Source organism: Ochrobactrum sp. P6BSIII, from assembly GCF_014138065.1.
Classification (GTDB): Bacteria; Pseudomonadota; Alphaproteobacteria; order Rhizobiales; family Rhizobiaceae; genus Brucella.
Genome location: NZ_JACGXB010000006.1, coordinates 127,929 through 153,338 on the forward strand (window position 1 = coordinate 127,929; position 25,410 = coordinate 153,338).

The following is a 25,410-nucleotide window of genomic DNA, read 5'->3' on the forward strand; positions in this document are numbered from 1 at the left end:
CAGTGAGATTGATGTTCTGGTTTGTTCCTCAACGCCTGAAAATTCGCATTAGTATCAGCTACCGAATATCTCAATCAGCTATAAAATACATTGCAATTTTCATTGTAAATTTTGATCGACGAGACGCCATTCTATGCCCTTTCCCAAAACCCAATACAGAGCCTTCGGTGAAGGTGATCTTATATTTGGCTCTCCCCAGACATGCTCATACTACGCTGTGAACTATCAACATTTTTCTGAAGCGGAGCTTCCTTGTGTTTCAAGTACGATGCGTCACTACGCCAGCACAAAATCTGATTTAGAGATACTAAAAGGAAGTCCCATAAGACTACCTGAAAGGCAGAGTGAATTCTTTGCGTTTACGGAATCACACAAAAAATACAAATCTATATTAGACGATCCATCACCCATCGACCACGAAAATTCCCAAACTCATGAAGATGTAGCGACCCACATGGAGCGCAAAGGGAAAGCTGGACTGTATTGGGCGAAAAAGACCGATACTCGAGTTCATTTTCTCCTTGATGGAATCGACATGAGAAAAGTAGTCAAAAAGGCGACTGTCGCATATCCGCCAGCTCACGGCATCGAACTTGATGAATTCGACACGACCGCATCAGAGCTCCGCTGGCTCTATCGCAACCGGCATGATCGACATGTACGAAATTTGGTTCAGTTCTGGCATCAAGGGAAACGCGCCACGCCTCCATGGAAAGCAGACCCGAGCCTTTGGAGACAATATACTCCCAGCGCACCGAATGTTCTCGGATTTGCGAGCCCCGTAACGAAAGCGCTAACCACCAAAATGCGCGACTTTTTCGAATGGTAACGTTTACGGAAACAATCAGAGATCGCCCCGAAACTCCAGGGCGTATCCATTCTACGTTCAGTAAAGTATGAGCACCTGCGAGCAGGAAAAACCGGTAATGCTCAATCCGTCTTCGGCTTTTCCGGTGCGGGCGCAGCTGGCGCAGGCGCGACGGCAGGCGTGTCCTGCTTCGGTTCTTCCGGCTTCGGCTGATCCGGCTTCTTCTCACCGGGCTTTGTCGCATCGGCGGAAGACTGTCCCGGAACGTCAGGCAGGCCTTTCTTCAGCTTTTCCTCGATCTTGACGAGATCTTCCGGCTCCGGCTTGCCCGCAATCGCATGGTGCCACTGGAACGTCGCCTCTAGCTGACGGCCAACGCGCCAATAGGCATCACCCATGTGATCGTTGATGGTCGGGTCTTCCGGGCGCAGCTTCACGGCCTTTTCCAGTTCCACCACCGCTTCATCGTAACGGCCGAGCTTGTAATAGGCCCAGCCCAGCGAATCGACGATGTAACCATCCTGCGGACGCAGCTCGACAGCCTTCTTGATCATATCGAGCGCACGATCGAGATGGATGCCCATGTCGACCCAGGAATAACCGAGATAGTTCAGCACCTGCGGCTGATCAGGATAAAGCTCCAGCGCCTTGTTGAAGCTCGGCTCCGCCTTGTCCCACTGCTTCAGGCGCTCATAGGCGATGCCGCGCTGGTAGAAGACCGGCCAGTCCTTGCGTTCCGGCGTCTTGATCTGTTCGACGGCGCCATCATAAATCTTGGCGGCTTCCGCGAAATTCTTGTCCTGCGCGTAAACACCGCCCAACGCCAGATAGGTGCGGATGTCGGTCTTGTCGCGGCCCAGCAATATCTTCAACTGCTCGATGGCCTCGGCAGACTTGTCGTTATCGGCAAGGTTCAGCGCACGCTGCATTTCGGCATCGCGGCGATAGGGCGAGGTTTCCGGCACTTCCGCATAATATTCAACCGCCGCTTCCGGACGGCGCAGCTTTGCCGAAATATCGCCCAGCTGGAACAAGGTGGCGTCATTGCCCGGACGCAGCGGCAGCGAGAGCTGCAGATAAAGCTTGGCAAAAGCCTCCGCGCCGCTACGATTGATTGCGGTGCCGAGCGTATAGAGCACTTCACCCGCGCCCTGCTGCGGCGTCTCGATCAGACGGTCGATTTTCCGCCCTGCCTCGATCTGCTCGCGTAGTTCGGTCAGGGTCATGCGACCGTTCAAAAGCTCCTCGCCATCCTTCAGAAGCTGGATTGCGCCATCTTTGTCACCCTGACGCAGCTTGAACGAGGCATAAGCCATGATGATGCGTTCATAGGTGTCGGGCGCAGCGCTGCCGCCGGGACGATCATCAAGCGCCTGCTGGTAGAAATCGCCCGCTTCCTTCTTCATCCCGGCCTGATCGGCGATCAAAGCGGAATTATAGGTGCGGAACAGGCCATACCATTCGGGGCCTTCCATCTTCTTGATATCGGCCAGCGCCTGCTTGGGATTGCCCTGCCCGACCTTGACCCACGCATTCATGAAGCCGGTCGCAAGCCGGTCCATATCGGACTGCATGGACAACATCAGAAGCGGACCGACCTTGCGATACTGCTTTTTGGAAATGGCGTCGATGGCAAGGGCGACACGGGAGAAGCGCTCGATATCCGGCACATTCTGCAATTCGGACGCCAGCGGCAGCGCGTCCTTGAAACGACCTTCCGTCAACAGGACCAGAAGCAGGTCCTGCTTGACCTGACTGTTACCCGGATCGAAGGCCATGGCCTGACGATAGAAATCGGCGGCTGTGGAGAGATTATTGTCGGCTTCGGCGGTGCGGCCCGCCAGATAGGCGCCTGCAAAGGAACCGGCCCGAACAGCAGGCGTAGCGACGGGAGCGGGATCGGCAGCCGTCTTGGCCATTGCTCCGCTGGCAGGCATTGCAATTCCCGCCAGAAGCGAAAGAAGCAAACCATAAAGCGGGCCGTGTTTCATTCCATGCCGCATGAAGCCCTATCCTCTTCTCAAATTCCCATATGCGGAATCAGCAACGAATCGCCGATTGCCTCCAACGCACCGCGCTCTGACCTTAACGGAACAGGCACGCCAAGCATGGCCTTTTTGGGATGAGGGGGCAAGAAAAGCATCTGTGATGGCAAGCTTTTCTTGATCGATCCCTGTTGGAAAATATCCAAAAAACGCGAAAGACGTCCGGAAACTCAGTTCACGCGGCTGATGCAGAAATCGATGACTTCGATCAGCGCATCCTTTTCCGGCGTTGCCTTGAGCGGTGCCAGAGCGTCGCGGGCAATCTCGCCGAAATGACGTGCGCGCTGCACCGTGTCGGCAATCGCGCCATGCTTGGTCATCAGGCCAATGGCCTTTTGCAGCGATGCGTCGTCGCTCGCGCCGTCTTCGATGGCGTGCTTCCAGAAAGCGCGTTCCTCATCGGTGCCACGACGGTAGCTCAAAATGACGGGAAGCGTGATCTTGCCTTCGCGGAAATCGTCGCCCGTGTTCTTGCCAAGATCGGCAGCCGAACCACCATAATCCAGCGCATCGTCAACCAGCTGGAAAGCAAGACCGAGATTGAGGCCGTAATCGCGCAAAGCTGCGCGATCCGAGCGCTGCACACCGGCGATGATCGGGCCGACTTCCGCAGCAGCCGAGAAGAGTGCCGCCGTCTTGGCCTTGATGACCGCCAGATATTCGTTTTCGGTGGTTTCCATGTTCTTGGCGGCGGCAAGCTGCATGACCTCGCCTTCGGCAATCACCGAAGCGGACGTCGCCAGCACGTCGAGCGCATCGAGCGAACCGACATCGACCATCATCTTGAAAGCCTGACCGAGCAGGAAGTCGCCAACGAGAACGCTGGCCTGGTTGCCCCAGATCATGCGGGCCGTGCTTTTGCCGCGACGCAGATCGCTTTCGTCCACCACATCATCATGCAGCAGCGTTGCCGTGTGCATGAATTCGACAGCGGTTGCGAGACGCACATGACCATCGCCATCGTAACCGAACATGCGAGCAGCGGCGAGCGTCATCATCGGACGCAGGCGTTTGCCGCCCGACGAGATCAGATGATTGGCGACTTCGGGAATCATTTCGACGTCGGATCCGGCACGTGACAGGATCATTTCGTTCACACGCGCCATATCGGCCTTCGTCAGGTCGACAAGCGGCTGCACCGATCCTGTCTGCTTTTTCTTGTCGTCGAGATTCAGAACCACACCCAATGCCATTACTCCTTGATGGGGCCGCCACCATATTTAAGCGCGGCGGAATGCTCAAGACGCATTCCGTGCCTTCACAGCCTGTTCAACATTGACGGAAGCAGTTGTCAATGCGGTGCATTGGCTACACAGTGTGCAAATGATCGAACTCATCCGTACCAACGATTCCGTCCTGCTGTCTTTCGCCGAAGCCTTGATGAAGGAGGCGGGAATAGCTTATTTCATCGCCGATACCAATATGAGCATTATCGAGGGATCACTGGGCGTTCTGCCGCGCCGCCTTCTGGTCAGCGAAGATCAGCTGGACGAAGCACGGCAAATCCTGATCGATGCCGAGATTGAACACGAACTGCGCGATAAATGAGCCTGGCTGCCGAAAACGAGATTGAAGAAACGCTCGATGTCTTTCATCGCGGCGCGTTTCATCTCGTACAACCGGCAATGAAAGGTCATCGCTCCGGCGTCGATGCGATGATCCTCGCAAGCGCGGTGCCGGGCGGTTTTGCCGGGCGGCTTGCCGATCTCGGCAGCGGCGCTGGGGCTGCCGGTCTTGCGGTTGCGGCCCGGTGTCCGGCAAGCCGGATCACGCTTGTAGAACGATCCGGCCTGATGGTCGGCTTTGCCAGAAAGACCATCGCCCATCCGCTCAACAAGGCGCTCACCGACCGCGTCTCGATTGTGGAAGCCGATGTGGCGCTGGCCGGAAAAGCCCGCATTGCGGCAGGCCTTGCCGATAACAGCTTCGATTTCGCTATCATGAACCCGCCCTTCAACGAAGCGGCGGACCGGCGCACGCCCGACCCGCTCAAAGCGGAAGCGCATGTGATGCCGGACGGCATGTTCGAGCAATGGGTGCGCACGGCAGCGGCCATCGTCAGGCCGGGCGGTGGCATTGCCATCATCGCACGGCCGGGCTCCATCGCGCCCATTCTGGAATCGCTTGCCAGACGTTTCGGCGGTTTGCATATCGTGCCCGTGCATCCGCGTGGCGATGCGGCGGCAATCCGTATCGTCGTCACAGGAACCCGTGGCAGTCGCGCCGGCCTGTCGTTTATGCCGCCGCTTATCCTGCATGGCGACAGCGGAAACGGTTTTACGCCCCGCGCAGATGCCATCAATAATGGCCAGACCGCGCTTTTTTGATCCCCGGAGAATAAACCCGTGCTGCTTATCGTCGGAACCGTTCGGCTGCCTGCTGCGAATTTGAATGAAGCGCGCCCTGCCATGCAACGCATGATCGAGGCCAGCCGCGCCGAGGCCGGTTGCATCGAATATGCCTATTCCGCCGATATTCTCGACCCCGGCCTTATCCATGTAAAAGAACTATGGTTGGATCGGGCTTCGCTGGACAAACATTTTGCCTCCGGGCACATTGCCGACTGGCGTTCGACATGGCCGACACTCGGCATCACGGACCGCAACCTTGTGCTCTACGAAGTGGATGCGCCACAAATCACCTGAACGTTTCTTTAAGGAGACCGATGAACCACAGTCCAAATTCCGCTCGCCCCGTATCAATCATGCGACGCTTTCTGGATAGCGAGGTTGCCGGCGGCCTTGTGCTGATGGCAGCGGCAGCGCTTGCGCTCATCGTAGCCAATTCACCTCTTTCACAAACCTATTTCGACGCTCTTCACGTCTATATTGGCCCGCTGAGCCTTGCGCACTGGATCAATGACGGCCTGATGGCGGTGTTTTTCCTGCTCGTCGGGCTGGAAATCAAACGCGAATTCATCGACGGCCAGCTTGCCAGCTGGCCAAACCGTATGCTGCCGGGCATTGCCGCGGCAGGCGGCGTGATCCTGCCTGCGCTCATATTCGCGGCGCTGAATTTCAATGACCCCGAAAAGCTGCGCGGCTGGGCAGTGCCTTCCGCAACCGATATCGCCTTCGCGCTTGGCGTCCTGTCGCTGCTTGGCTCGCGCGTGCCGTCCAGCCTCAAGGTCTTTCTGGCGACGCTCGCCATTCTCGACGATCTCGCCGCCGTCGTCATCATCGCCATCTTCTACACGGCGGAAATCTCCATGCCCTATCTGGGCGGGGCTTTTGTAACCGCTATTGCCTTGTTCGCGATGAACCGTATGGGCGTGATGAAGCTTCTGCCGTATCTGATCGGCGGCGCGATTCTCTGGTTCTTTGTGCTCAATTCCGGCGTTCATGCCACCGTGGCCGGTGTCGTGACCGCGCTGATGATCCCGCTGAAGGCCGCGCCCGGCAAGCCGGACGACATGAGTTCGCCCCTGCATATACTCGAACATGCGCTGGCAAAGCCGGTCGCCTTCATCGTCGTGCCGATTTTCGGCTTTGCCAATGCAGGCATTTCCTTTAGCGGCCTTGATGGTTCCGTGTTCGGCGACACGCTGACGCTCGGCATTTTGCTCGGTCTTTTCGTCGGCAAGCAGCTTGGCGTGTTCGGCGCGGCTTGGCTCGCCATCAAGAGCGGCCTTGCGCAAAAGCCGATGGGCGCGAGCTGGGCACAGCTTTACGGCGTTGCCATTCTGTGCGGCATCGGTTTCACCATGAGCATCTTCATCGGGCTTTTGTCCTTCCCGTCCGATCTCATGCAGACCGAAACGAAAATCGGCGTTCTGGCCGGTTCCGCCCTTTCCGCCATATTCGGATACGGGCTGTTGCGGATTGTGGCCAGACCCGCGAAAAGCTGATCGAACTCAATTTCAAACTGTCCGAAGATGTAAATTTTCGGACAGTTTTCTTTGTGTTTCCAAGATTGCTTACTACATTAGGGCGCATCCCGAAAAGTGTGAAACGGTTTTCGGAAAGATGCGCGTTAAAACAAAGAATTAGAGCGACGATCTGATCCAATGAGGTCGAAACGCGCTCTAGTTTCCAATAGTTGATCCAGTTCGGAGTTTACCTTGCCCGGTTTATTGACGCGCCTTGTTCCGCGCCGCTTTCGCAATGCCGCAATCGAAATTCCCGTTGTGCGCCTGCATGGCGCCATCATGACCGGCGGGTCCGCGCTGCGCCCTTCCCTGTCGCTGGCATCGACCGCCGCCGTTCTGGAAAAGGCTTTCAGCAACAAGCATGCGCCTGCGGTGGCGATTTCGCTCAATTCACCCGGCGGTTCGCCGGTGCAGTCGCGCCTCATCTATCGTCGCATCCGTGATCTTGCATCCGAACACCAGAAGAAGGTTTTCATCTTCGTTGAGGATGTGGCTGCATCCGGCGGCTATATGATTGCGCTTGCAGGCGACGAGATCATCGCCGATCCATCGTCGATTGTCGGCTCCATTGGCGTGGTGTCGGCTTCGTTCGGCTTTCCGGAATTGTTGAAGAAAATCGGCGTCGAGCGGCGCGTCTATACGGCTGGCAGCAACAAGGTCACGCTTGATCCGTTCCAGCCGGAAAAGAAAGCCGACATCGAGCGGCTGAAATCGCTACAGCTCGAAATCCATGAAACCTTCATCGACATGGTCAAGGAGCGGCGCGGCAGCAAGCTTGCCGAAGAATCCGATCTTTTCACCGGCCTGTTCTGGACCGGCACCAAGGCATTGCAGCTCGGCCTCATCGACGGTCTGGGCGACATGCGCAGTTTCCTGCGCAAGACCTATGGCGACAAGATCGAACTGAAGCTGATCCAGCCGCAGCGCGGACTGCTCGGTCGCAAGGTTCCCGGCGTCGGCATGGCGCTTTCATCGGCACTATCCGGCATCGAACCGGCGGAAATTGCCGCCCATCTTGGAGACGGCTTACTTTCTGTTGCCGAAGAAAAAGCGCTTTGGGGCCGCTATGGCCTTTGAATTATTGGGCTTCCCCATGATAAGATGTCAGAAATGACAGGGCGCAATCAGGGCGCGCCCGCACACACACATCATGCGCATAAGCCGGGGCAGACCTTGCGGGCCAATGCGCGAGCCGAAGGGACTTGGCCATGCCACAGCTCATTTTTCTGCTGCTGATCGCCATCGCCGCGTGGTATGGCTACCGCTCGTTCAAGCGCGAGGCTACTCGTGTTTCGCAGCGGGTCCGTCAGGCCGAGAAGGAAGCGAAGAACCGTGCAAATGGCACGCTGGTGCAGGACCCGAAGACCGGCGAATATTACGTCAAGAAAGACTGATCCGCTTAACCTCGATGACCGACACTCTGTTGCGCGCCCGGCCCGCCGCCAGCCGGTCTGTTACCCGTCTTGCCCCGGCGAAAATCAACCTCGCACTGCACGTCACCGGGCGGCGCGACGACGGCTATCACCTGCTCGACATGCTGGTGGCCTTTGCACGCTTTGGCGACACGATTACGGTTGCTGACGCTCCGGAAGACCAGTTTACGGTCAGCGGGCCTTTCGCCGTTTCTGTCCCGCTGGATGGCGGCAATCTGGTGATCAAGGCGCGCGATGCGTTGCGGGCGCATGCCGGAGGCAATCTGCCGCCCGTTGCCATTCACCTTGAGAAAAACCTGCCCATTGCATCGGGCATTGGCGGCGGCTCCAGCGATGCGGCGGCAACCTTGCTTGCCCTCGATACGCTGTGGGGGCTGAATTGCGACTTCGACACGCTGGCAGCACTCGGTCTGGCGCTTGGCGCTGATTTGCCCATGTGCCTGCATGGTGCGGCGCATGGAACACCGCTGACCGCGCGCGGCATCGGTGAAGACCTCGCCCCTGTCACCGGCCTTCCGGCCCTGCCGCTTCTGCTCGTCAATGACGGCACAGCGCTTGCCACGCCCGACGTGTTCCGCGCTCTCGACAAGCGGGACAATCCTGCCTTGTTGCCACCCGACCAAAGCGAACTCGCCGCGCTCTGCCATTATCTTGGCACCACCCGCAACGATCTTCTGTCGCCAGCACTTGGCCTTGCGCCGCAGATCGGTGACAAGCTTGCTTTGCTCCGCGCCAGCGATGCGCTTTACGCCCAGATGTCGGGTTCCGGCGCGACCTGCTTTGCGATCTTCGCCAACGATGCCGCCTTGCAGACAGCCGCTGCCCGCATGCGCGCCGAAAAGCCGGACTGGTTTGTCATCGCGACCGGCACAACCGCCTCGTAGAAACTGACAACCTTATCACGCCTGTCGTGATTCACTCTGATTCTCAGCAACGCGATGCATGCGGACCGCTTGTAGAAATCCATTCCCCCTCGATAGTCGATAACATCCTATTCAGAAGCTAGCTACTGTTCACATTGATTGGACAATAAACACGTACACTCTGTTCGCGATTTATGAACAAAAAATGCCATATAACGGACATGTGAATGCTGGTATATCAATCAACCTATTGAATTTGATGGATTATTTTTCTTATTTCTAATTGTTTCCAAATATTAACGAGCACGAATGTGTGATTAATAAAACATTTTCGTGACTGGAACTTTTCCCCACTGTCACCCATTTCAGGTGCATCGGAACGACGAAAAAGAAACGCCGCTCCAGTTTCCAAGGAGATAGGAAATGAAAAAGATTGTTCTTGCTGCCGCTGCCCTCGCTCTAAGCGCCGGCGCTGCCTTCGCTGAAAACCCATATGTTGGCGAACCTGACAACCTCTATGCAAACGACCGCACCCCGGTTGCTGCACAGACCGTTGACCGCACCGCAACCGCTGCGATCAGCACTGCTCACAAGGGCATGGTTTCTCAGGATGGTTCTGCAAACCGCTTTGGCGACGCTTCGCCTTCGAGCTTTGAGAACTAAGTTAGCCTGACCACATAATGGGCGTCGCGCAGCAATGCCGCTGACGCCCACATGGCCGGAACCCTCCCAAGCAATCCCGGCCCTCCGTTAATTTCCCCTCCCCTATGGATGGCATACAGGCCACCAGGGACGCCCCGAACAGGCCCTATTGACCGGGTGTCGTTCGCGCGGCAATTCAAAAGGAATACCAAAATGAACAAGCTCATTCTTGCTGCCGCTGCCCTTGCTCTTTCCGCTGGCGCTGCTTTTGCTGAAAACCCACATGTTGGCGAACCTGCTGATCTTTATGCAAACGACCGCACGCCGGTTGCTTCGCAGACCGTTGATCGCACCGCAACCGCCACGATCAACACGGGCTCCGCTTATCAGGATGGTTCTGCAAACCGTTTCGGCGATGCTTCGCCTTCGAGCTACCAGAACTAATCCAGCCTGACCGCATAACGGGCGTCGCGCAGAAACGCTGCTGACGCCCGCGCCGGGCCTCAATCACAAACCCGGCTCCCAACAGTTATCTCCCCGAAGGATGGTGCCTTAGCCACCCGGGTGCCCTCACTTGCTCCCGATTGGTTCGGGCGCCATCCGAAGGGCGATCTTTAAAGGAATTTGAAAATGAAAAAGTTTGCTCTTGCTGCCGTTGCCGTTGCTCTTAGCGCCGGTGCTGCTTTTGCTGAAAACCCGCATGTAGGCGAGCCTGCTGATCTCTATGCAAACGACCGCACGCCGGTTGCTTCGCAGACCGTTGATCACACCGCAACCGCCACGATCAACACGGGTTCGACGTATCAGGACGGTTCTGCTCATCGCTTTGGCGATGCTTCGCCTTCGAGCTACCAGAACTAATCAGGATATCGGCGAAAGCTGCTATCTCACGAAAAGGCGAAGCTTCGGCTTCGCCTTTTTCTATTTCAAGCTTCAATCCCGTTCCGGCGGATAGATGCCATGCTTGAGGCGCACCGGCTTCAACTGGCGCGGCAACTGCGCGAAGGCCATGCCGTCGAGAAGCAGCGGCTTGATCGTCTCCAGCCGAACCAGAAGCCCGGCATCAAGCGTCGCTCCACCGCCAAACAATGCAGCCTTCAGACCGCCCAACCTGCCGTCTCCGGCAGGTGTAAACCGTGCCGGACCGCCTTCGCCTTCCATATGGCGACGAACGACTTCTTCCCAGCCTTCCTGCGGGATGGCGCCCGGAGCGAGAACCAGAACCCATGGCGTGCGGATTTCGCTGAGAGTCGCTTCCATATCGGTGCCATCGCTGAACGAGCATCCCGCGCCAATCGCAACCAATGCGGTTTCGTCCGAAGATCCTTCATCGATCACCAGAACACGCCGCACCAGCCCCTCCACCACTGCGGGCACGAGCGCCGACAGTGTATGCGCCAGAGGCTTTTCGGAATTCAGTGTTTCAATGATCACAGACAGCATGGGCGCTTCATATATCAACACGGCGTGAACGGAAAGTGGAACGCAGTATGTTCTTGCTTTGTTCTTATTCTTCGGATAGGAATAGATTCATCAGACAGAGTCGGACAATTACCAGAAGCATTGCCGCATGCAAGCCGTCAGACGCTTGGGCGGATATGCTTTGAAGCTCCGCAGGGAGATGAAGATGGCAGCGATCCAGCACGCAGATATCATCAAGCAGGCCGATATAGCCGCATTTGGCAATGGCCGTGCGGAGCACGCCAATGCGCTTGTCGGCGAAGCGGGAATGCGCATCGATCACAGCCGGCGGCGCGGGCGTGGCGCGGGCATCAATCCGACAGGACGTTTCGAGCCGACCACGCGTCAGGATTTCGACGATGGCTGGACAACGCTTGAGGAACTGCCTGCTTTCAACACCGATGTTCAGGTGGAAAAGCCGCGCACGATCATTACCCGCAACGATTCACCTGACATCAGTTTCGACCGTTCGATCAATCCCTATCGCGGTTGCGAGCATGGCTGCATCTATTGTTTTGCCCGCCCGACCCACAGCTATATGGGCCTGTCTGCCGGTCTCGATTTTGAATCTCGTTTGTTCGCCAAGCCGGATGCTCCGCGCCTTCTTGAGCGCGAACTGGCCAAGGCAGGCTATCAGCCGAAAACCATCGCCATTGGCACCAATACCGATCCGTACCAGCCGATCGAAAAGAAATGGCGCATCATGCGCGAAATTCTCGAAGTGCTGGAAGCGGCCAACCACCCGGTCGGCATTGTGACCAAGTCAGCCCTTGTGGTTCGCGATATCGATATATTGAGCCGCATGGCTGAAAAAGGTCTCGCCAAGGTCGCTCTTTCGGTGACGACGCTGGATGCTCATCTTGCGCGCACGATGGAGCCACGAGCTTCCACGCCTAGCCAGCGCCTGCAAGCAATCCGCAAGCTGACCGATGCGGGCATTCCGGCTTCGGTGATGATGGGCCCGGTTATTCCAGGCATCAACGACCACGAGATCGAACGCATCCTCGATGCAGCTTATGCGCAAGGTGCGCGCGAGGCTGGCTATGTGCTGCTGCGCCTGCCGCTGGAAGTAGCGCCCCTTTTCAAGGACTGGCTGCTGCGCAATTATCCTGACCGCTACCGGCATGTGATGTCGCTGGTGCGCTCCATGCGGGACGGCAAGGATTACGATGCCGAATGGAGCAAACGGATGCGCGGCACTGGCCCTTACGCCTGGCAGATTGGCCGCCGGTTCGAGATCGCCGCCCGCAAGCTCGGCTTCAACACACAGCGCAAACACCTCCGCACCGATCTGTTCGAACCCGTCCAGAAAGGCGGCAAGCAGCTGTCGCTGTTTTGAAACCACGCAACATGCGGGCTAAAGCGCAATTGAACCAGAGTAAAACACGGAGATCGTTAAAATTATGCTTTCTATAAAAAGGACTTAGAGCACCGATCAGACCCTGTTGGATCGAGACGCAACCGAAATCCAAATCGGCTTCCGCCTGTCCCCCTCAGGCGGATAAGGTCCTGCTTCCCGCCACCATTCCTCTTGGCAGGACCTTGCGGAGAATCGGAGGCAATGCGAACATCGCCACCTTATGAAACGCACGGCTTCTGATTCTCCCCTTCTCTTCGATATTCCGCTGGCGCCTGACTTCTCTGAAGAAGCGAAGCTTCTTGCGCGCGGGCTTCGCCATATAGTCGGCATCGATGAAGCAGGACGCGGGCCCTTGGCTGGGCCGGTCGTTGCAGCGGCGGTCCTGCTGGATGCGAACGACCTGCCGGAGGGGCTGGACGATTCCAAGCGTCTTAATGCCGCCAAGCGCAATGCTCTCTATGAGACCATTCTGGCCAAGGCCGTCAGCATTTCTGTCGCCAGCCTCAGCGCACGCAGTATAGACGCGACGGATATTCGCAAGGCCGCACTGGAAGCCATGCGTCGCGCTGTGCACGGTCTCGTCTTGCAGCCGTGTCATGCACTCGTTGATGGCCGCGATGTACCGCCCGGCCTTCCTTGCCCCGGTTCTGCCCTTGTAAAAGGCGATCAACGCTCCGTGTCGATTGCGGCGGCCTCCATTGTCGCGAAAGTGACACGGGATCGCATGATGGAGCGCGCAGGTAGCGTCCACTCCGTTTACGGCATGGAAGTGCATGCGGGCTATGGAACGGCCAGACACCGCGCTGCCATCGAAAGTGATGGTCCCGTACCTGGCCTGCACCGGTACACTTTCGCGCCAATCAAGGGACGGTTTGAACCTCGCCGCTGAGCCGTATTAAAGACGACTGCACCAAGCACCGTATCCTTTGGTAATGTTCGGCATGCCCGCATCATTGACTAGACATTGATCTGTGCTGAAACAGGGTCGGTTTCCATTCGGTAGAATGAACTCTCGGACGTGCTCCATCGCATCTGCGCACGAACCTGCCTGCTCCGACCCACCACTCGGCGCGCGGTGGTCCACACGCGCAGCCTTAGAGCGGTTTTAGTGAAGGTTGGATGCGTGACCGCTCAACTTTTTTACGTGCGGATTATCTAATCCTGCTGAGGCGCTTTGCACGCTTCGAGACGTGCTCCAAAACTCTTCTCAAAACAAAAATGCCGCCCTTTCAGGCGGCATCTCAAAACTCTAAAGATCGCGAGAACCTTAGTTCATGTTCGACTTGACCTGAACCAGTGCGTCCTTGAACAAACCGCCGGAGACCTTCGTGTCAACCTTGTCAGCGACAAGCTTGCCAGCGGCAGCAACGGCGAGATCCACTGCCGAAGCGCGGACTGCATTGATAGCGTCGACTTCAGCGGTTGCAATCTTCTGTTCGGCCAGCTTGTTACGGCGGGCCACATATTCTTCAGTCGCACGCTTGGCATCTTCGAGAAGAGCCTTGGCTTCGCGTTCGGCAGCAGCGACGATATCGCCGGCTTCCTTTTCGGCTTCCTTACGCTTGCGATGATATTCAGCCAGAAGCTGTTGTGCTTCTTCGCGCAGCGTACGGGCTTCTTCCAGTTCCTTCTTGATATGTTCGGCGCGCTCATCGAGCGAACGGCCGACCATAGCCGGAACTTTCAGATAGGCGAGGATCGCCAGGAAGATGATGAGGCCAACAAGTGCCCAAAATGTAGCGTCCATTGACCTCTCCTTAGGCGTTCGCGGCCTTGACAGCGGCTGTTACCGAAGCCTTGTCGGCCTTGGTGCCCAGAAGCTGTTCGACGATTTCAGCCGTGGTTTCCTCGGCGATGGTGCCGACGTCGCTCATTGCCTTGGCCTTGATCGCAGCGATGCGGTCTTCGGCTTCCTTGAGCTTGCTTTCCAGAGTGGCTTCAGCAGTAGCGCGATCGGCGTCTGCTTCGCCCTTGCCCTTTTCGCGAGCGGCTTCAGCAATCGAAGCAGCCTTGGTGCGGGCCTGGGCCAATTCCTGCTCATAAGCAACGATGGCGTTATCGGCATCCTGCTTGAGACGGGCAGCCTGCTCGAGATCCTGAGCAATGCGGTCACGACGGGTCTCGATCACGCCGCCGATGCGCGGCAGAACCACGCGGGACATGAACAGATAGAAAAGACCGAACGTGATCGCCAGCCACAGAACCTGTGAGGCGTAATGGGTGGAATCGAACGGAGGGAATACGCCGCTGCCGTGTCCGGCATCGTGCGCGACCCCGGTTTCGGTGTGCACAGCATCGGCTGCGCCGTGCTCGCCAGCAGCTGGTGCCGGTTGCGATTCGGTGGCGGTTTGGGCAAACGCCGTGGACACGAACATCCAGATTTCCCCTTAAATCCAGCATGACCTGATCCGAAAACCGGTTCCCGTCTTCCGGGATCATGCCTACTCAGACGTCATATGCAAAGGCCAGCCGCGCTGCATTTCAAGATACAGATCGCGGCAGGCCAGACTCTTAAACCGTTTATTAGACGGCGAAGAGGAGCAGAAGCGCGATGAGCAGCGAGAAGATGCCCAGAGCTTCCGTAACGGCGAAACCGAACACCAGACGGCCGAACTGGCTGTCAGCAGCGGACGGGTTGCGCAGAGCGCCGGAGAGGTATTGGCCGAAGATGTTGCCGAGGCCGAGAGCCGTACCGGCCATACCGAAACAGGCGAGACCGGCGCCGATGTACTTTGCTGCTTCCGCTTCCATGTTAAGCTCCTTCTGGATTGAAATATAAGCGCGGATTTCAGTTCTGGCGGTCGCCCGCCGGTTTGAACTCAGTGTCCCGGATGTACTGCGTCGTTGATGTACATGCAGGTGAGAACGGTAAACACGTAGGCCTGGAGGAAGGCTACGAGGAATTCGAGTGCGGTGATCGCAACCGTCATGATGAGCGGCAGAACCGCGCCGCCGACGCCGATGGGCCCGAGGGCCGCCAGCGAAACAACGAAGCCGGCGAAAACCTTGAGCGTGATGTGGCCTGCAAGCATGTTCGCAAAAAGACGAACCGAGAGGCTGATCGGACGCGACAGGAACGAGATGATTTCAATGGCGACAACCAGCGGCACGATAATGCCGGGAACACCGCTCGGCACGAACAGCTTGAGGAAGCCAAAACCGTGCTTGAAGAAACCGTAGATGATGACCGTACCAATGACCAGGCACGCGAGAGCGAACGTCACGATGATCTGGCTGGTTACAGTGTAGAAATAAGGGAAGAGACCGATGAAGTTCGCGACCAGCACGAACATGAACAGCGAGAAAACGAAGGGGAAGAACTTCATGCCCTTCGACCCAGCCGAATCCCTGAGGCTTGTCGCCACGAATTCATAGGCCATTTCCGAAACCGACTGCAGACGGGTCGGGATAAGACCGCGGCCCGAAGACGTCAGATAAAGGAAGCCCGAAGCGACCACGACAGTTGCGACCATGAAAGCCGAAACATTCGTGAACGACAGGTCAACGCCGCCTACATCGATGGGAATCCACCGAGAAATCTGGAACTGATGGATCGGATCGTTCGCCACCTTAACCTCGTCTGTCTTCCCTGCCCGAAGGCGATTTGGCCTGCCCTAAGGCGATTTGGTCTGCCCGAAGGCGACTTGGTCTACCCGAAGGCGTTTCAGTCTCGGGGCCCGACATGCATCCGGCCCGCCTATCACTTACACTTGAACGAACTTTACCGTAAAGTCCGCCAAGGCTTATTTCCTGTCACTCTTTTCCGCGTTAGTCTTAATGCCGCCTTGATCGGCGACATAACCTACGGAACGAAGCACATTGAGGACACCCGCTGCGAAGCCCAGTAGGAGAAATACGATCAATCCCCAAGGCGACGTGCCGGCGACACGATCGATAAACCAGCCAAGCACCGCACCCACCACGATTCCCGCGATAAACTCGCTGGAAAGCTTCATGGCCTGCGCGACCGAACTTGCCGTTTCCGACCGCTCCTCCTCGGAAGCTGGCTTTTTGAACATGCCCTTCTTGACCAATTCGGCCTCAAGACGGTTCAAACGCTGATCCAGCTCCCCGGAAGCAGGTTTCCCTTGCCCATCCTTGACAGCACCGGATGGCTTTTCGGGCTCAATTCCCCGTGCCATTGGCAGCTCCTTTTTTCAAGAAAGGCAGGTTCAAAACCCTATTTCCAAGTTGCGCGCAACATATTGACACGCCGCCCGCTAGTCAAGGCGGTGAAGGCACTGCTCCAGAAGGTTTTTTATCCTTAAAAAACAATTGGATAGCGAATGGTGCGACTCATTTTCCGCCCAAAGACGAAGAATGTGGCGCGAATCCTTCACTTTTTCGTTGCCGCTATCCCCAGCAGATCGCAGACGTTGAGCTGCATCCCGTCAGAACATCAGCTCCAGCCGCCGCCATAGGTGCGGTAGAACACATGAAGGCCGATCTTGGTCAGCTTCTTCATAGTCGGCGCCCAGAAGGGCTTCACATAGGTCGCATGATAATGTGTGGCAGAGCCCACTTCCGGCAGCCAGATCTGGCCGGACGACACCGTCTTTGCCACTTGCTGCGCCATGCGCCATTGCGGCATCTCGGTTACACGATGCTTCTGACCATCGCAGGCAAAGGAGAACTGGCAGGCATTGAGCCAGTCGCGATTCTGATAGACCGCACCGCAGATCGTGTTCGGATAGGCCGGATTGCGCACGCGATTGAGCACCACTTGCGCCACAGCCACCTGCCCCTTGACCGTCTCGCCGCGCGCTTCGAAATAGACCGCTTCGGCAAGACACTTCTGTTCGCTCGCACTAAATGCCGAAGGCGGCAACGGAGTTGCCGCCCATCCATGATCTTCATCGCCGATCGGCGGGACAAACCGCCCCGCGCTCGGATCCGGTTTCAGGATGCTCTCGAAGGGAGAGGTTTTTCCATAATCAGGCGCGGATGGCGCATAACCCAGCGCCAGCACATCCGGCTGGTCGTTGGTGATCAGCTTGGCCAGCTGCACCGGCATTTCTGCTCTCGGCTTTGGCGGCTTCACGGCATGGAAGGCCATGGTGATGCCGATTTCCTTGCCCTCAAGCTTGCTGGAAAAAGCCATCTGCGTGTCGGTCTTTTCCGGCGGACGGGTGATCATGCTGATCTTGTCGAACATGCTGCCCGCCGTGAACGCCTTGGCTGGCGCCTTTGGCTTGACCGAGACAAGGCGGCCCGTCTTATCGGTACGGTTGATGCGGTTTTCATCCGGATTTGGATCATCCGGGCCGAGCTTTGCGGTCTTCTTGCCGCCTGAAAGCGCCACACGACCGATGCCCGGTACTTCAATACCATTGGTGGCAATGCTGCCGGTCACCGTCGTTGCATCAACAAAAGGCATTTCCGCCTGATGCACGGAGCCAACGGGCGCCTTGGCGACGAAAGCCGTCCAGCGATGTGTGCCAAGATCGGCGGAAGGCACGAGGCTCGCCATATCCTGAAAGGCAATCGCATTGGAATTAAAGAGATAGGCGAAAGCTGTGAGCACCAGCGGGATCAGGCGCTGCGGCTTGCGGGCGATGTGGCGCGGCTTCGCGCGCACGGCATAATAGCGGCCCTCTTCCGGGCAATAGCCCGTGACAGGATAATGCCATACCGGCTCAGCGACGGTCTTCCGACGACCAAACAGCGCTCGTATCGACACAAGACGCACCGCACACTCCACTCACACAGACTTCTGTTGTTCTCGCGCACATCGTGTCCGAGCCGCGTTTTCACGCATTTCGGGATATGCTTAACAACGCTGATAATGGAGTATTAACCTTGATGTATCGTTAACGGGCTTCCGTTTACTAATTGAAAAGATTGGTTAATTTAGAATTAACGCCGTCAGCCCGGCGTTTGTTTTCATTGCGTTTTTGGCGCGAGCGGGTGACAAGGGACAGAAATGACCTGACGGGACGAAAGTTATTTCGTCAAAAATCTACACGCAGATTACCGATAAGGAGCCGCGATGCGAAACTGGAAACCCGGACAGATATTTGCCGCCCTCCTCTCCATGCTCACGCTATTGCCGGTCACGGCCAAGGCAGAGCTTCAACGCGACGACGTGGTCATTTTTGCGGATACGCCGAAAGTTACGCGCTGGGCGGCAGTACACGTCACCCCGGATGAAACGGTTGGTGACCGCTTTTATCATGTCGAGGTTTTCGAACATCCGAAGGGCGCGAAGCCATGGGTCTTCAAGCGACTGTCACTGCATATGGTGATAACCGGTGACGCGCTTGAGAAAAGCCGCATCAAATCCCGGGGAAGAACCTATACTTATAAGGATGTCGAGTTTCGCATCGTCTATAAACACTGGCTCGCCAACAAGCAGCAACAGGCGCAAGCGCCGGTCTGTAAGACGACAATCGAAGAGTGCCTTAAGGTTGCGGCGGCTAATTGAGCTTCTTTGAAAAAGATTTCTATAAATCGAATTCCCTGAAATTCGCAAGCCGTTCCCGGAAGGGTTCCATGGGGGGCAGATATAGAGTTTCGCGTGCTATCTCGCCATTTTCATCATAGAACGTACCTCCTCGCCCCCACAAGCTGCGCTGAAAGCTCCACGTGGATACTATATCACCAGAACCAAAAACAATTACCGGCCTATCCAACAATTCTGCAACTTCCTGTCCTCTCGGAATACCACCGGGCTCAACGTGGGCAAAGTAGCAACTTATTATTGCGAATGGCTTGTTTGTGCCACTCTCAATTCTTCCAAGCTCAGACTCACGCCTAAAGAAATCTAGATAATTTATACGTTGGTCTCCATAACGGACAAGCCCGATTTTTGAACCGTGAATGATGATGCCATCAATACCTGATCCAGAAATATTATTCGAATAACCGCCGGCATCGTCCCATATAGTCTGGGGATACCCTATCAACGACGACACTATTCTTCGTAAACGATCTCCCCATGGTCGCGGCCTATCACTACTCATCGCCGGGAACCGACGTGCGATAGTAGGTGCAGCTGCATTTTTTGGATGCAAGTTTATTTCCATCGCGTCTTTGACCGCTTGTTTACCAGGCTCGAATGGACGATAACTGAAGCCAGACCTACCGCGCCGTGCTGCGCGGCCAAGTGACGAACCATGGGCACCTCTGCTCGTCGTCGCCAGTTCTTGTGTTGCAATCAAAGGACTACTATCATTTTCTGCATACCAAAATTCTTCTGATAAAAATTCATCCATTGAAATATACCTCATAGAAATACATATTACACAATCGTTGTAACTATCGCTTTATTTTCTGTAACCCTGTGAAGTTTGGTAATGACAGGTGCACTGAGTTCACAATGATATAAATAGAGATTTTCGAGCGGTCCTTTTGACCTCTAGCGCCGGTAGCGATGCAGACAACATTATGCCAGAGTTCAGATTTCTAAAAACCAGCCCGAGACGACCAGCTACGCCAGCTTGTGAAAGCCCCAATCATCTGTGAAAAGCACTTCATCTCTTCGTTTGCGCATATTCGGGTCAGAGCGGACATCATGATCAAGAAAACTCTCGCTGCCGTCGTGCTCATTGCTGTCGCGTTGTTTGGCTATACCAAGGTCATGGCGCGGGTCAGCCTGGTCGAGCCTCCCGTCGCCGCACCGACAGAACAACAAGCCGATGCAATCCGGGTTGAAAAGGCCAGCCGCCAGATGACCTTGCTGCGCCAGGGCCAGACGATTGGCACCTATCGCATATCGCTTGGCAGCAATGGCGATGGCGGCCACAAGCAGCGCGAGGGAGACGAGAAGACACCGGAAGGGCAATATGTCATCGACTGGCGCAATCCGCGTTCGATGGCGCATCTGAGCCTGCATATTTCCTATCCGAACGAAGAGGATCAGCGGGCGGCCGCGGCGGGCGGTTATGCGCCGGGCGGCAATATCATGATCCATGGCCTGCCCAACGGCTGGGGCTGGCTGGCATACATGCACCATTTGTGGGACTGGACCGATGGCTGCATTGCCGTCACCGACGCCGAAATGCGCGACATCTGGGCAAAAGTGCCAAACGGCACGCCGATCGAAATCCTGCCGTAAAGCTCTATCGCTTCCGCATAATCCGGCTATGCTCACCGAACGGGATCACACGCGTTTGGAGGGGAATGATGACAGCGGTTTTCAAGTCGGCCTGTATAGGTGGTTTCATTGCAATGGCGGTTCTGGCATCAGCGGGAAGCGCCGTAGCCAAGTCGCCTTGCGACGGGGTTACCGCCAGTTTGACCAAGCAACAGCGGGCCGATTACGCAGCCCTGATTGCCAAGAGCTTTCGCAAGAAAGTGAACCCAACCGCCATCACCATCGAGACATTCATGAAGAACGGCGACAGGGCCGTCGTTTATGCCGATGTTCCGGTCGCGGACCCCGGCTATTTCTTCTTCAACCTCTCAGGCAAGACGCCGAAACTCAAAGACGTTTGGGGCGGTATGGCTGACAGAAGCGAGGTGCCGGAGCTGGTCAAATGGGCGAAGAAGCTTGGTGCGAATGACAAGGTTGCCAGCTGCTTTGCCGATACGGCGACAGCGTCCTGACGACACCCGTCAGGACAACGCGCCTTCAGCAATCACTTGACGGACCAGCGGTCGATATCCGCATCCTGACCGATCAGCGCCAGACCGGTGGCAATGGAATCGAACTGGTTGGAGCTGGTCACTGCCGCATCGGGGAAGCGGCTTTCAAACACAGTGCGGATGACCGGCACGAAGGACGTACCACCGGTCAGGAATACACGGTCGATATTGCCGGATTGAATTCCGGCCTTGTCGACGGCCTCTTCCACCGACTGCTCAATCTGGCGCACATCCTCGGCAATCCAGTTTTCGAAATCGTTGCGTGTGATATCGGAGCGGATTTCAAAATCATCCGCCTTGAAATGCAGTTCCGCCATGCGTTCGGATGACAGCCGGACCTTGAGGTTCGAAACGGCGCGATAAATCTCGTAACCGTAATCGTTCTCGATGAGATTGATGAAATGCTCCAGTGCTTCCGGCTCGACCGCCTGCTTGGCAAGTTCGGTCAGGTCGCGGATCGTCGCGGGCGAGTTCATCAGGAACAGCGTGTTCCAGCGCGCGAAATTTGCGTAATAATGGTTCGGCATGGTCAGGCGCTTGCCGAAGGATTTGTATTCCGTGCCCTTGCCGAGCAGTGGTGAAACCGCATTGTCGATGATGCGATAGTCGAATGTATCGCCTGCAATGCCAAGACCTGTCTGGCTCATCGGCGTGAAGGAAAGACCGCCCTTACCCACTTCAAAACGCACGATGGAAAAGTCGCTCGTGCCGCCGCCGAAGTCGGCCACCAGAACGGTTGAATCCGCCTTCAATTCCTGCGCGTAGAAATAGGCTGCCGCCACCGGTTCATAGACATAGTGAATGTCGGTGAAGCCGAAAGCGCGAAATGCTTTTTCATAGCGCTGCATCGCCAGCTCCTCGTCCGGCGAGGCGCCTGCGAAAATAACCGGACGCCCGATCACCACGCGATTGCCCTTGGGCGGCAGCCGGTCGCCGAGACGCACCGCAACCGTTTCGAGAAAGGTCGTCAGAATATCCTCGAACTTGAACCGCTTGCCGAAGACCGGCGTATCGGTGAAGGATTTCGACGCCGCGAAGGTCTTGAAGGATTGCAGCATGCGCGTCGAATGGGGCGCGTTGACAAAAGCATCCATCGCCCATGGGCCGCTTTCCACCGTGCGTTCGCCGGTTTCGCGATCCTGCCAGAAACAGAGGATCGAGCGATAGCCGGTCACATCGGCGCCATCCTTGACGACGCTCAGCACCGCCGCCGAACCATCGGGGCTGGCAACCGACAAAACCGTGTTGGTGGTGCCGAAATCGATGCCTAATGTCACGCCATCAAATGGGCTCTCAACAGCCTTCGTCATCACTGCACCTTTTGGGAGAAAATCGGGGAGCGGGCGGATTAGCAGCCGCGACGACCAAGCTCAACCCGTTAATGTGCGTTTTGATGCCAATGGATGAGATCGGCGTGAAAATAAATACCTGAAACACCGGCCCCAATCCGTCATGTAACGAACGGAAAAGAAGTTTGAAGTAAAAGATTGTAGGTTTTTTGAAACTTTATAGAATTTTTGTTTTCAGACTGTTAGGTTTCAGCCCCGCATCCGGAGTGGTTCACCTTTTAGAGCATAATCCGATCAAACCTGCTCTCATAATACCGCCAGAACTGCTCCCTTATTTGTTCTCACCGCATGAATGCAACGCCGGGTGATTTCGTCCGACTGCATGATGCTCCAGGCTGTCCAACAAATGAAAGCGATACTCATGGCGTTTCTCTCACGTACACTTCTCGCCACCGTCTTGCTGTCTGCAAGCACCCTGCCCTTTGCAGCACTGGCTGAAGAAGCAGCGGGCAAGCCGCTCGCAACCGGCTATCACAGCAGCGGTCAGGTTACCGCCGAGGTCAGCGGCGCCATACGCGACGGTGACAAGCTGACCGTCAAGGTTCGCTTCAAGAATGCCACGGAAGGCGACAACGTTTCCTCGACGCTTTATAGCTCCATGTCGGACAAGGAGTACGAGAACGATTATTACCTTCTCGCCGGCGACAAGAAGTATCTGCTGTTGAAGGACTCCGAGGGCAAGCCGCTCACGCCGACTTCCGTTTCGCTGTTCGGCAAGGGGCCTGTGGTCGGCGTCTGGCATGGCGTCTTTCCGGCCCCGCCGAAAGACCAGAAGGTGACGCTCTATATCAAGGGGGTCGAGCCGCTCGGACCATTCGCCGTTCCCGCCGAATAGGGGGAACAGCCAATGGCTACGATCCATCGATTGACCCGCTTCGGCCTCATCGGCCTTGCTGCGCTGTGCCTGCCATCGGTCGGAACAGCGCAGGATACAGGGCTGAATACGGATAAGAGCGCCTATATTCGTGATCTTGTGCCGGAAATCCGCGATCTGGTTTCAGCATCGGGCGGAACGGATGGCAACGCGCGCGGCCTTTCGGGCGCAGCGCAACAGATTGTCGAGAAGAGCGGCAACATCACCATGCGCGAGACAGATAACAGCATCGTCCTGTCTGTCACGAGCGATATCCTGTTCGGCTTCGACAGTGCCAAGCTGACGGCTAAGGCCAAATCCACACTGGGTGATGTCGTCAAGATATTGGACAGCACACCGGATTCCACCGTGCAGGTTGTCGGCCATACGGATTCCAAGGGCTCCGACAGCTACAACCTCAAGCTCTCCAAAGCGCGTGCCGGAGCGGTTGTCGAGTTTCTTGTCGGCAATGGCGTTCCGTCAGCACGCCTGAAACCGGAAGGACGCGGTGAAAGCGAACCTGTCGCGCCCAACGACATAGAGGGCAAGGACAACCCCGATGGACGCGCCCAGAACCGGCGTGTCGAATTCGTGCTGCCAAAGGCATGATGCCGTCTGCACAGTAATGCCAAAAGAAAAAGCCCGGATCGCTCCGGGCTTTTTTGCATCATGCTTATCGCTTCTTCTTGGCGCGACCGGCGAACGGATTGTCCGAGGTGCGCAGCGCAAGGCGGATTGGCACGCCCGGCATATCGAAGGTTTCTCGCAGACCGTTGATCAGATAGCGCACATAGGATTGCGGCATCGCATCGGGGCGCGAGCAGGACACGACGAAGCCCGGCGGGCGGGTCTTAACCTGCGTCATATATTTCACCTTCAGGCGGCGACCGGAAACGGCCGGCGGCGGCTGATGGGCGATCACGCCTTCCAGCCAGCGATTGAGGCGGCCAGTAGAAATACGGCGGTTCCAAATCTCATGGGTCTTCACGACATTTTCCATGAGCTTGTCGAGACCCTGTCCGCGTTCACCCGAAATCGGCACGGCGCGAAGTCCGCGCACCTGCGGCAGAAGGCGGGCGGTCTTTTCGTAAAGATCGGCCAGAACCATCTGGCGGTCTTCGATCAGGTCCCACTTGTTGAAGGCGATGACCGGTGCGCGCCCTTCACGGATGATCAGATCGGCGATCTGCAAATCCTGCTTTTCGAAGGGAATCGTCGCGTCGAGCACGATGATCACCACTTCCGCAAAGCGGATGGCGCGAAGGCCGTCGGCGACCGACAGCTTTTCCAGCTTTTCCTGCACGCGCGACTTGCGGCGCAGACCGGCAGTGTCGAACAGCTTGATCTTGCGTCCATGCCATTCCCAGTCGACCGAAATCGAGTCACGGGTAATACCCGCTTCCGGGCCGGTCAGCAGGCGATCTTCGCCGAGCATCGTATTGATCATCGTGGACTTGCCCGCATTCGGGCGTCCGACAATGGCAATGCGCAGCGGTTTGGTGGCATCATAGGCCGGGATGACTTCTTCATCCGGATCTTCGATGTCATCACCGATCAGTTCGCCGACAGCCTTCGGCGTGAAGACTTCGTCTGCGGTTTCCGCTTCCTTCTCATCGGCAAAGACGCGTTCTTCGCCCAGAAGCTCGACAATGGCGTCGCGCAGGTCGGGCATGCCCTGACCATGTTCAGCCGAAATCGGGCACGGTTCGCCAAGACCGAGCTGGAAGGCATCGTAAAGGCCCGACTGCGCGCCGCGCGCTTCGGCTTTGTTGGCCACCAGCACCACCGGCTTGCCGGAACGGCGCACCAGTTCGGCAAAGGTGTTGTCGGCAGGCGTCAGGCCGTTCTTGGCATCGACCACGAACAGAACCGCATCGGCTTCGCTAATGGCGGCTTCTGTCTGGGCGCGCATGCGCGCTTCCAGCGAGTCATTGGCGGCCTCTTCGAGACCAGCAGTGTCGATCACCTGAAACTTGAGGTCGTAGAGCTTGGCATCATGGATGCGCCGGTCGCGCGTGACGCCCGGCAGGTCGTCCACCAGCGCCAGCTTGCGGCCGACGAGACGATTGAACAGCGTGGACTTACCGACATTGGGACGCCCGACGATAGCGAGAGTGAAACCCATGAACGAAAATTACTCCA

At 56.8% G+C, this 25,410-nt stretch carries 30 protein-coding genes; 18 read left to right on the plus strand and 12 right to left on the minus strand.

Going from position 1 to position 25,410, the window contains the following annotated elements; genetic code table 11:
- The first annotated feature begins 133 nt into the window (after positions 1–133).
- The gene (locus FHW00_RS10365; protein WP_139364358.1) at positions 134–829 is read left to right on the plus strand and encodes a hypothetical protein; all 696 of its coding nucleotides are present in this window, start codon (positions 134–136) and stop codon (positions 827–829) included.
- 101 nt (positions 830–930) lie between these two features.
- Here FHW00_RS10365 and FHW00_RS10370 read toward each other — a convergent pair whose 3' ends face one another.
- Both FHW00_RS10370 and FHW00_RS10375 read right to left on the minus strand, forming a co-directional pair.
- Positions 931–2,811 carry a tetratricopeptide repeat protein gene (locus tag FHW00_RS10370; RefSeq protein ID WP_078338011.1) on the minus strand — a complete coding sequence of 627 codons (1,881 nt, stop codon included), beginning with the start codon at positions 2,809–2,811 and terminating at the stop codon, positions 931–933.
- A gap of 212 nt (positions 2,812–3,023) precedes the next feature.
- Positions 3,024–4,040 carry a polyprenyl synthetase family protein gene (locus tag FHW00_RS10375; RefSeq protein ID WP_078338121.1) on the minus strand — a complete coding sequence of 339 codons (1,017 nt, stop codon included), beginning with the start codon at positions 4,038–4,040 and terminating at the stop codon, positions 3,024–3,026.
- A gap of 136 nt (positions 4,041–4,176) precedes the next feature.
- Here FHW00_RS10375 and FHW00_RS10380 point away from each other — a divergent pair, with 136 nt between their 5' ends.
- From FHW00_RS10380 to FHW00_RS10425, 10 genes are all read left to right on the plus strand, one after another.
- The gene (locus FHW00_RS10380; RefSeq protein ID WP_078338010.1) at positions 4,177–4,401 is read left to right on the plus strand and encodes a putative signal transducing protein; all 225 of its coding nucleotides are present in this window, start codon (positions 4,177–4,179) and stop codon (positions 4,399–4,401) included.
- The gene (locus FHW00_RS10385; RefSeq protein WP_078338009.1) at positions 4,398–5,180 is read left to right on the plus strand and encodes a tRNA1(Val) (adenine(37)-N6)-methyltransferase; all 783 of its coding nucleotides are present in this window, start codon (positions 4,398–4,400) and stop codon (positions 5,178–5,180) included. The genes FHW00_RS10380 and FHW00_RS10385 overlap by 4 nt, the downstream gene beginning before the upstream one ends.
- Before the next feature lie 18 nt (positions 5,181–5,198).
- On the plus strand, positions 5,199–5,498 hold the full coding sequence (locus FHW00_RS10390) for a putative quinol monooxygenase (protein ID WP_078338008.1): 300 nt from the start codon (positions 5,199–5,201) through the stop codon (positions 5,496–5,498).
- 20 nt (positions 5,499–5,518) lie between these two features.
- Positions 5,519–6,700, plus strand: a complete 1,182-nt coding sequence (nhaA, locus tag FHW00_RS10395) for a Na+/H+ antiporter NhaA (RefSeq protein WP_182514652.1) — start codon at positions 5,519–5,521, stop codon at positions 6,698–6,700.
- Between the two features lie 213 nt (positions 6,701–6,913).
- Positions 6,914–7,798 (plus strand): S49 family peptidase, encoded by an 885-nt coding sequence (locus FHW00_RS10400; protein WP_182514653.1) that lies wholly within the window; start codon positions 6,914–6,916, stop codon positions 7,796–7,798.
- 131 nt (positions 7,799–7,929) lie between these two features.
- Positions 7,930–8,115: a hypothetical protein gene (locus tag FHW00_RS10405; protein ID WP_078338007.1), complete on the plus strand. Its 186-nt coding sequence runs from the start codon at positions 7,930–7,932 to the stop codon at positions 8,113–8,115.
- Between the two features lie 29 nt (positions 8,116–8,144).
- A complete protein-coding gene (locus FHW00_RS10410) occupies positions 8,145–9,038 on the plus strand; it encodes a 4-(cytidine 5'-diphospho)-2-C-methyl-D-erythritol kinase (RefSeq protein ID WP_445557901.1) in 894 nt (297 codons plus the stop codon).
- Positions 9,039–9,440: 402 nt separating this feature from the next.
- The gene (locus FHW00_RS10415; protein WP_078338005.1) at positions 9,441–9,680 is read left to right on the plus strand and encodes a hypothetical protein; all 240 of its coding nucleotides are present in this window, start codon (positions 9,441–9,443) and stop codon (positions 9,678–9,680) included.
- Between the two features lie 192 nt (positions 9,681–9,872).
- A complete protein-coding gene (locus tag FHW00_RS10420) occupies positions 9,873–10,103 on the plus strand; it encodes a hypothetical protein (RefSeq protein WP_078338004.1) in 231 nt (76 codons plus the stop codon).
- Positions 10,104–10,289: 186 nt separating this feature from the next.
- Positions 10,290–10,520, plus strand: coding sequence for a hypothetical protein (locus tag FHW00_RS10425; RefSeq protein ID WP_078338003.1), 231 nt, complete (start codon positions 10,290–10,292; stop codon positions 10,518–10,520).
- 72 nt (positions 10,521–10,592) lie between these two features.
- Here the strand turns inward: FHW00_RS10425 and FHW00_RS10430 are convergent, their stop codons facing one another.
- On the minus strand, positions 10,593–11,102 hold the full coding sequence (locus FHW00_RS10430; RefSeq protein ID WP_078338002.1) for a glycosyl transferase: 510 nt from the start codon (positions 11,100–11,102) through the stop codon (positions 10,593–10,595).
- A gap of 184 nt (positions 11,103–11,286) precedes the next feature.
- Here FHW00_RS10430 and FHW00_RS10435 point away from each other — a divergent pair, with 184 nt between their 5' ends.
- Both FHW00_RS10435 and FHW00_RS10440 read left to right on the plus strand, forming a co-directional pair.
- A complete protein-coding gene (locus FHW00_RS10435) occupies positions 11,287–12,459 on the plus strand; it encodes a PA0069 family radical SAM protein (protein WP_078338001.1) in 1,173 nt (390 codons plus the stop codon).
- 241 nt (positions 12,460–12,700) lie between these two features.
- On the plus strand, positions 12,701–13,369 hold the full coding sequence (locus tag FHW00_RS10440) for a ribonuclease HII (RefSeq protein WP_078338000.1): 669 nt from the start codon (positions 12,701–12,703) through the stop codon (positions 13,367–13,369).
- Positions 13,370–13,747: 378 nt separating this feature from the next.
- Here the strand turns inward: FHW00_RS10440 and FHW00_RS10445 are convergent, their stop codons facing one another.
- The 6 genes from FHW00_RS10445 to FHW00_RS10470 all read right to left on the minus strand — a co-directional run bounded on the left by FHW00_RS10445 (position 13,748) and on the right by FHW00_RS10470 (position 18,169).
- Positions 13,748–14,227, minus strand: a complete 480-nt coding sequence (locus FHW00_RS10445; RefSeq protein ID WP_078337999.1) for a F0F1 ATP synthase subunit B — start codon at positions 14,225–14,227, stop codon at positions 13,748–13,750.
- 10 nt (positions 14,228–14,237) lie between these two features.
- The gene (locus FHW00_RS10450) at positions 14,238–14,855 is read right to left on the minus strand and encodes a F0F1 ATP synthase subunit B (protein WP_078337998.1); all 618 of its coding nucleotides are present in this window, start codon (positions 14,853–14,855) and stop codon (positions 14,238–14,240) included.
- Positions 14,856–15,003: 148 nt separating this feature from the next.
- Complete coding sequence (locus FHW00_RS10455; protein ID WP_002963544.1) at positions 15,004–15,231, minus strand: F0F1 ATP synthase subunit C; 228 nt, start codon at positions 15,229–15,231, stop codon at positions 15,004–15,006.
- A 68-nt stretch (positions 15,232–15,299) separates the two neighbouring features.
- Positions 15,300–16,049, minus strand: a complete 750-nt coding sequence (locus FHW00_RS10460; RefSeq protein WP_078337997.1) for a F0F1 ATP synthase subunit A — start codon at positions 16,047–16,049, stop codon at positions 15,300–15,302.
- 174 nt (positions 16,050–16,223) lie between these two features.
- The gene (locus FHW00_RS10465) at positions 16,224–16,622 is read right to left on the minus strand and encodes an AtpZ/AtpI family protein (protein ID WP_078337996.1); all 399 of its coding nucleotides are present in this window, start codon (positions 16,620–16,622) and stop codon (positions 16,224–16,226) included.
- A 257-nt stretch (positions 16,623–16,879) separates the two neighbouring features.
- Entirely contained in the window at positions 16,880–18,169 is a 1,290-nt protein-coding gene (locus FHW00_RS10470) for a cell wall hydrolase (protein WP_078337995.1), read from the minus strand.
- Positions 18,170–18,469: 300 nt separating this feature from the next.
- Here FHW00_RS10470 and FHW00_RS10475 point away from each other — a divergent pair, with 300 nt between their 5' ends.
- Positions 18,470–18,904 carry a DUF5086 family protein gene (locus FHW00_RS10475; protein WP_078337994.1) on the plus strand — a complete coding sequence of 145 codons (435 nt, stop codon included), beginning with the start codon at positions 18,470–18,472 and terminating at the stop codon, positions 18,902–18,904.
- A gap of 19 nt (positions 18,905–18,923) precedes the next feature.
- Here FHW00_RS10475 and FHW00_RS10480 read toward each other — a convergent pair whose 3' ends face one another.
- Positions 18,924–19,694 (minus strand): hypothetical protein, encoded by a 771-nt coding sequence (locus tag FHW00_RS10480; RefSeq protein WP_139364357.1) that lies wholly within the window; start codon positions 19,692–19,694, stop codon positions 18,924–18,926.
- 299 nt (positions 19,695–19,993) lie between these two features.
- On the opposite strand from FHW00_RS10480, the gene FHW00_RS10485 reads away from it, so the two are divergent.
- Positions 19,994–20,536 carry a L,D-transpeptidase family protein gene (locus FHW00_RS10485; protein ID WP_078337992.1) on the plus strand — a complete coding sequence of 181 codons (543 nt, stop codon included), beginning with the start codon at positions 19,994–19,996 and terminating at the stop codon, positions 20,534–20,536.
- A 65-nt stretch (positions 20,537–20,601) separates the two neighbouring features.
- Entirely contained in the window at positions 20,602–21,027 is a 426-nt protein-coding gene (locus FHW00_RS10490) for a hypothetical protein (protein WP_445558203.1), read from the plus strand.
- A gap of 32 nt (positions 21,028–21,059) precedes the next feature.
- Here the strand turns inward: FHW00_RS10490 and FHW00_RS10495 are convergent, their stop codons facing one another.
- Entirely contained in the window at positions 21,060–22,376 is a 1,317-nt protein-coding gene (locus FHW00_RS10495; RefSeq protein ID WP_078337990.1) for an Hsp70 family protein, read from the minus strand.
- A 385-nt stretch (positions 22,377–22,761) separates the two neighbouring features.
- Here FHW00_RS10495 and FHW00_RS10500 point away from each other — a divergent pair, with 385 nt between their 5' ends.
- Positions 22,762–23,250: a hypothetical protein gene (locus tag FHW00_RS10500; RefSeq protein ID WP_078338120.1), complete on the plus strand. Its 489-nt coding sequence runs from the start codon at positions 22,762–22,764 to the stop codon at positions 23,248–23,250.
- A 12-nt stretch (positions 23,251–23,262) separates the two neighbouring features.
- Positions 23,263–23,877 carry an OmpA family protein gene (locus tag FHW00_RS10505; protein WP_078337989.1) on the plus strand — a complete coding sequence of 205 codons (615 nt, stop codon included), beginning with the start codon at positions 23,263–23,265 and terminating at the stop codon, positions 23,875–23,877.
- A gap of 64 nt (positions 23,878–23,941) precedes the next feature.
- On the opposite strand, the gene der is transcribed toward FHW00_RS10505, so the two are convergent.
- The gene (gene der / locus FHW00_RS10510) at positions 23,942–25,393 is read right to left on the minus strand and encodes a ribosome biogenesis GTPase Der (protein WP_078337988.1); all 1,452 of its coding nucleotides are present in this window, start codon (positions 25,391–25,393) and stop codon (positions 23,942–23,944) included.
- Positions 25,394–25,410: the final 17 nt, after the last annotated feature.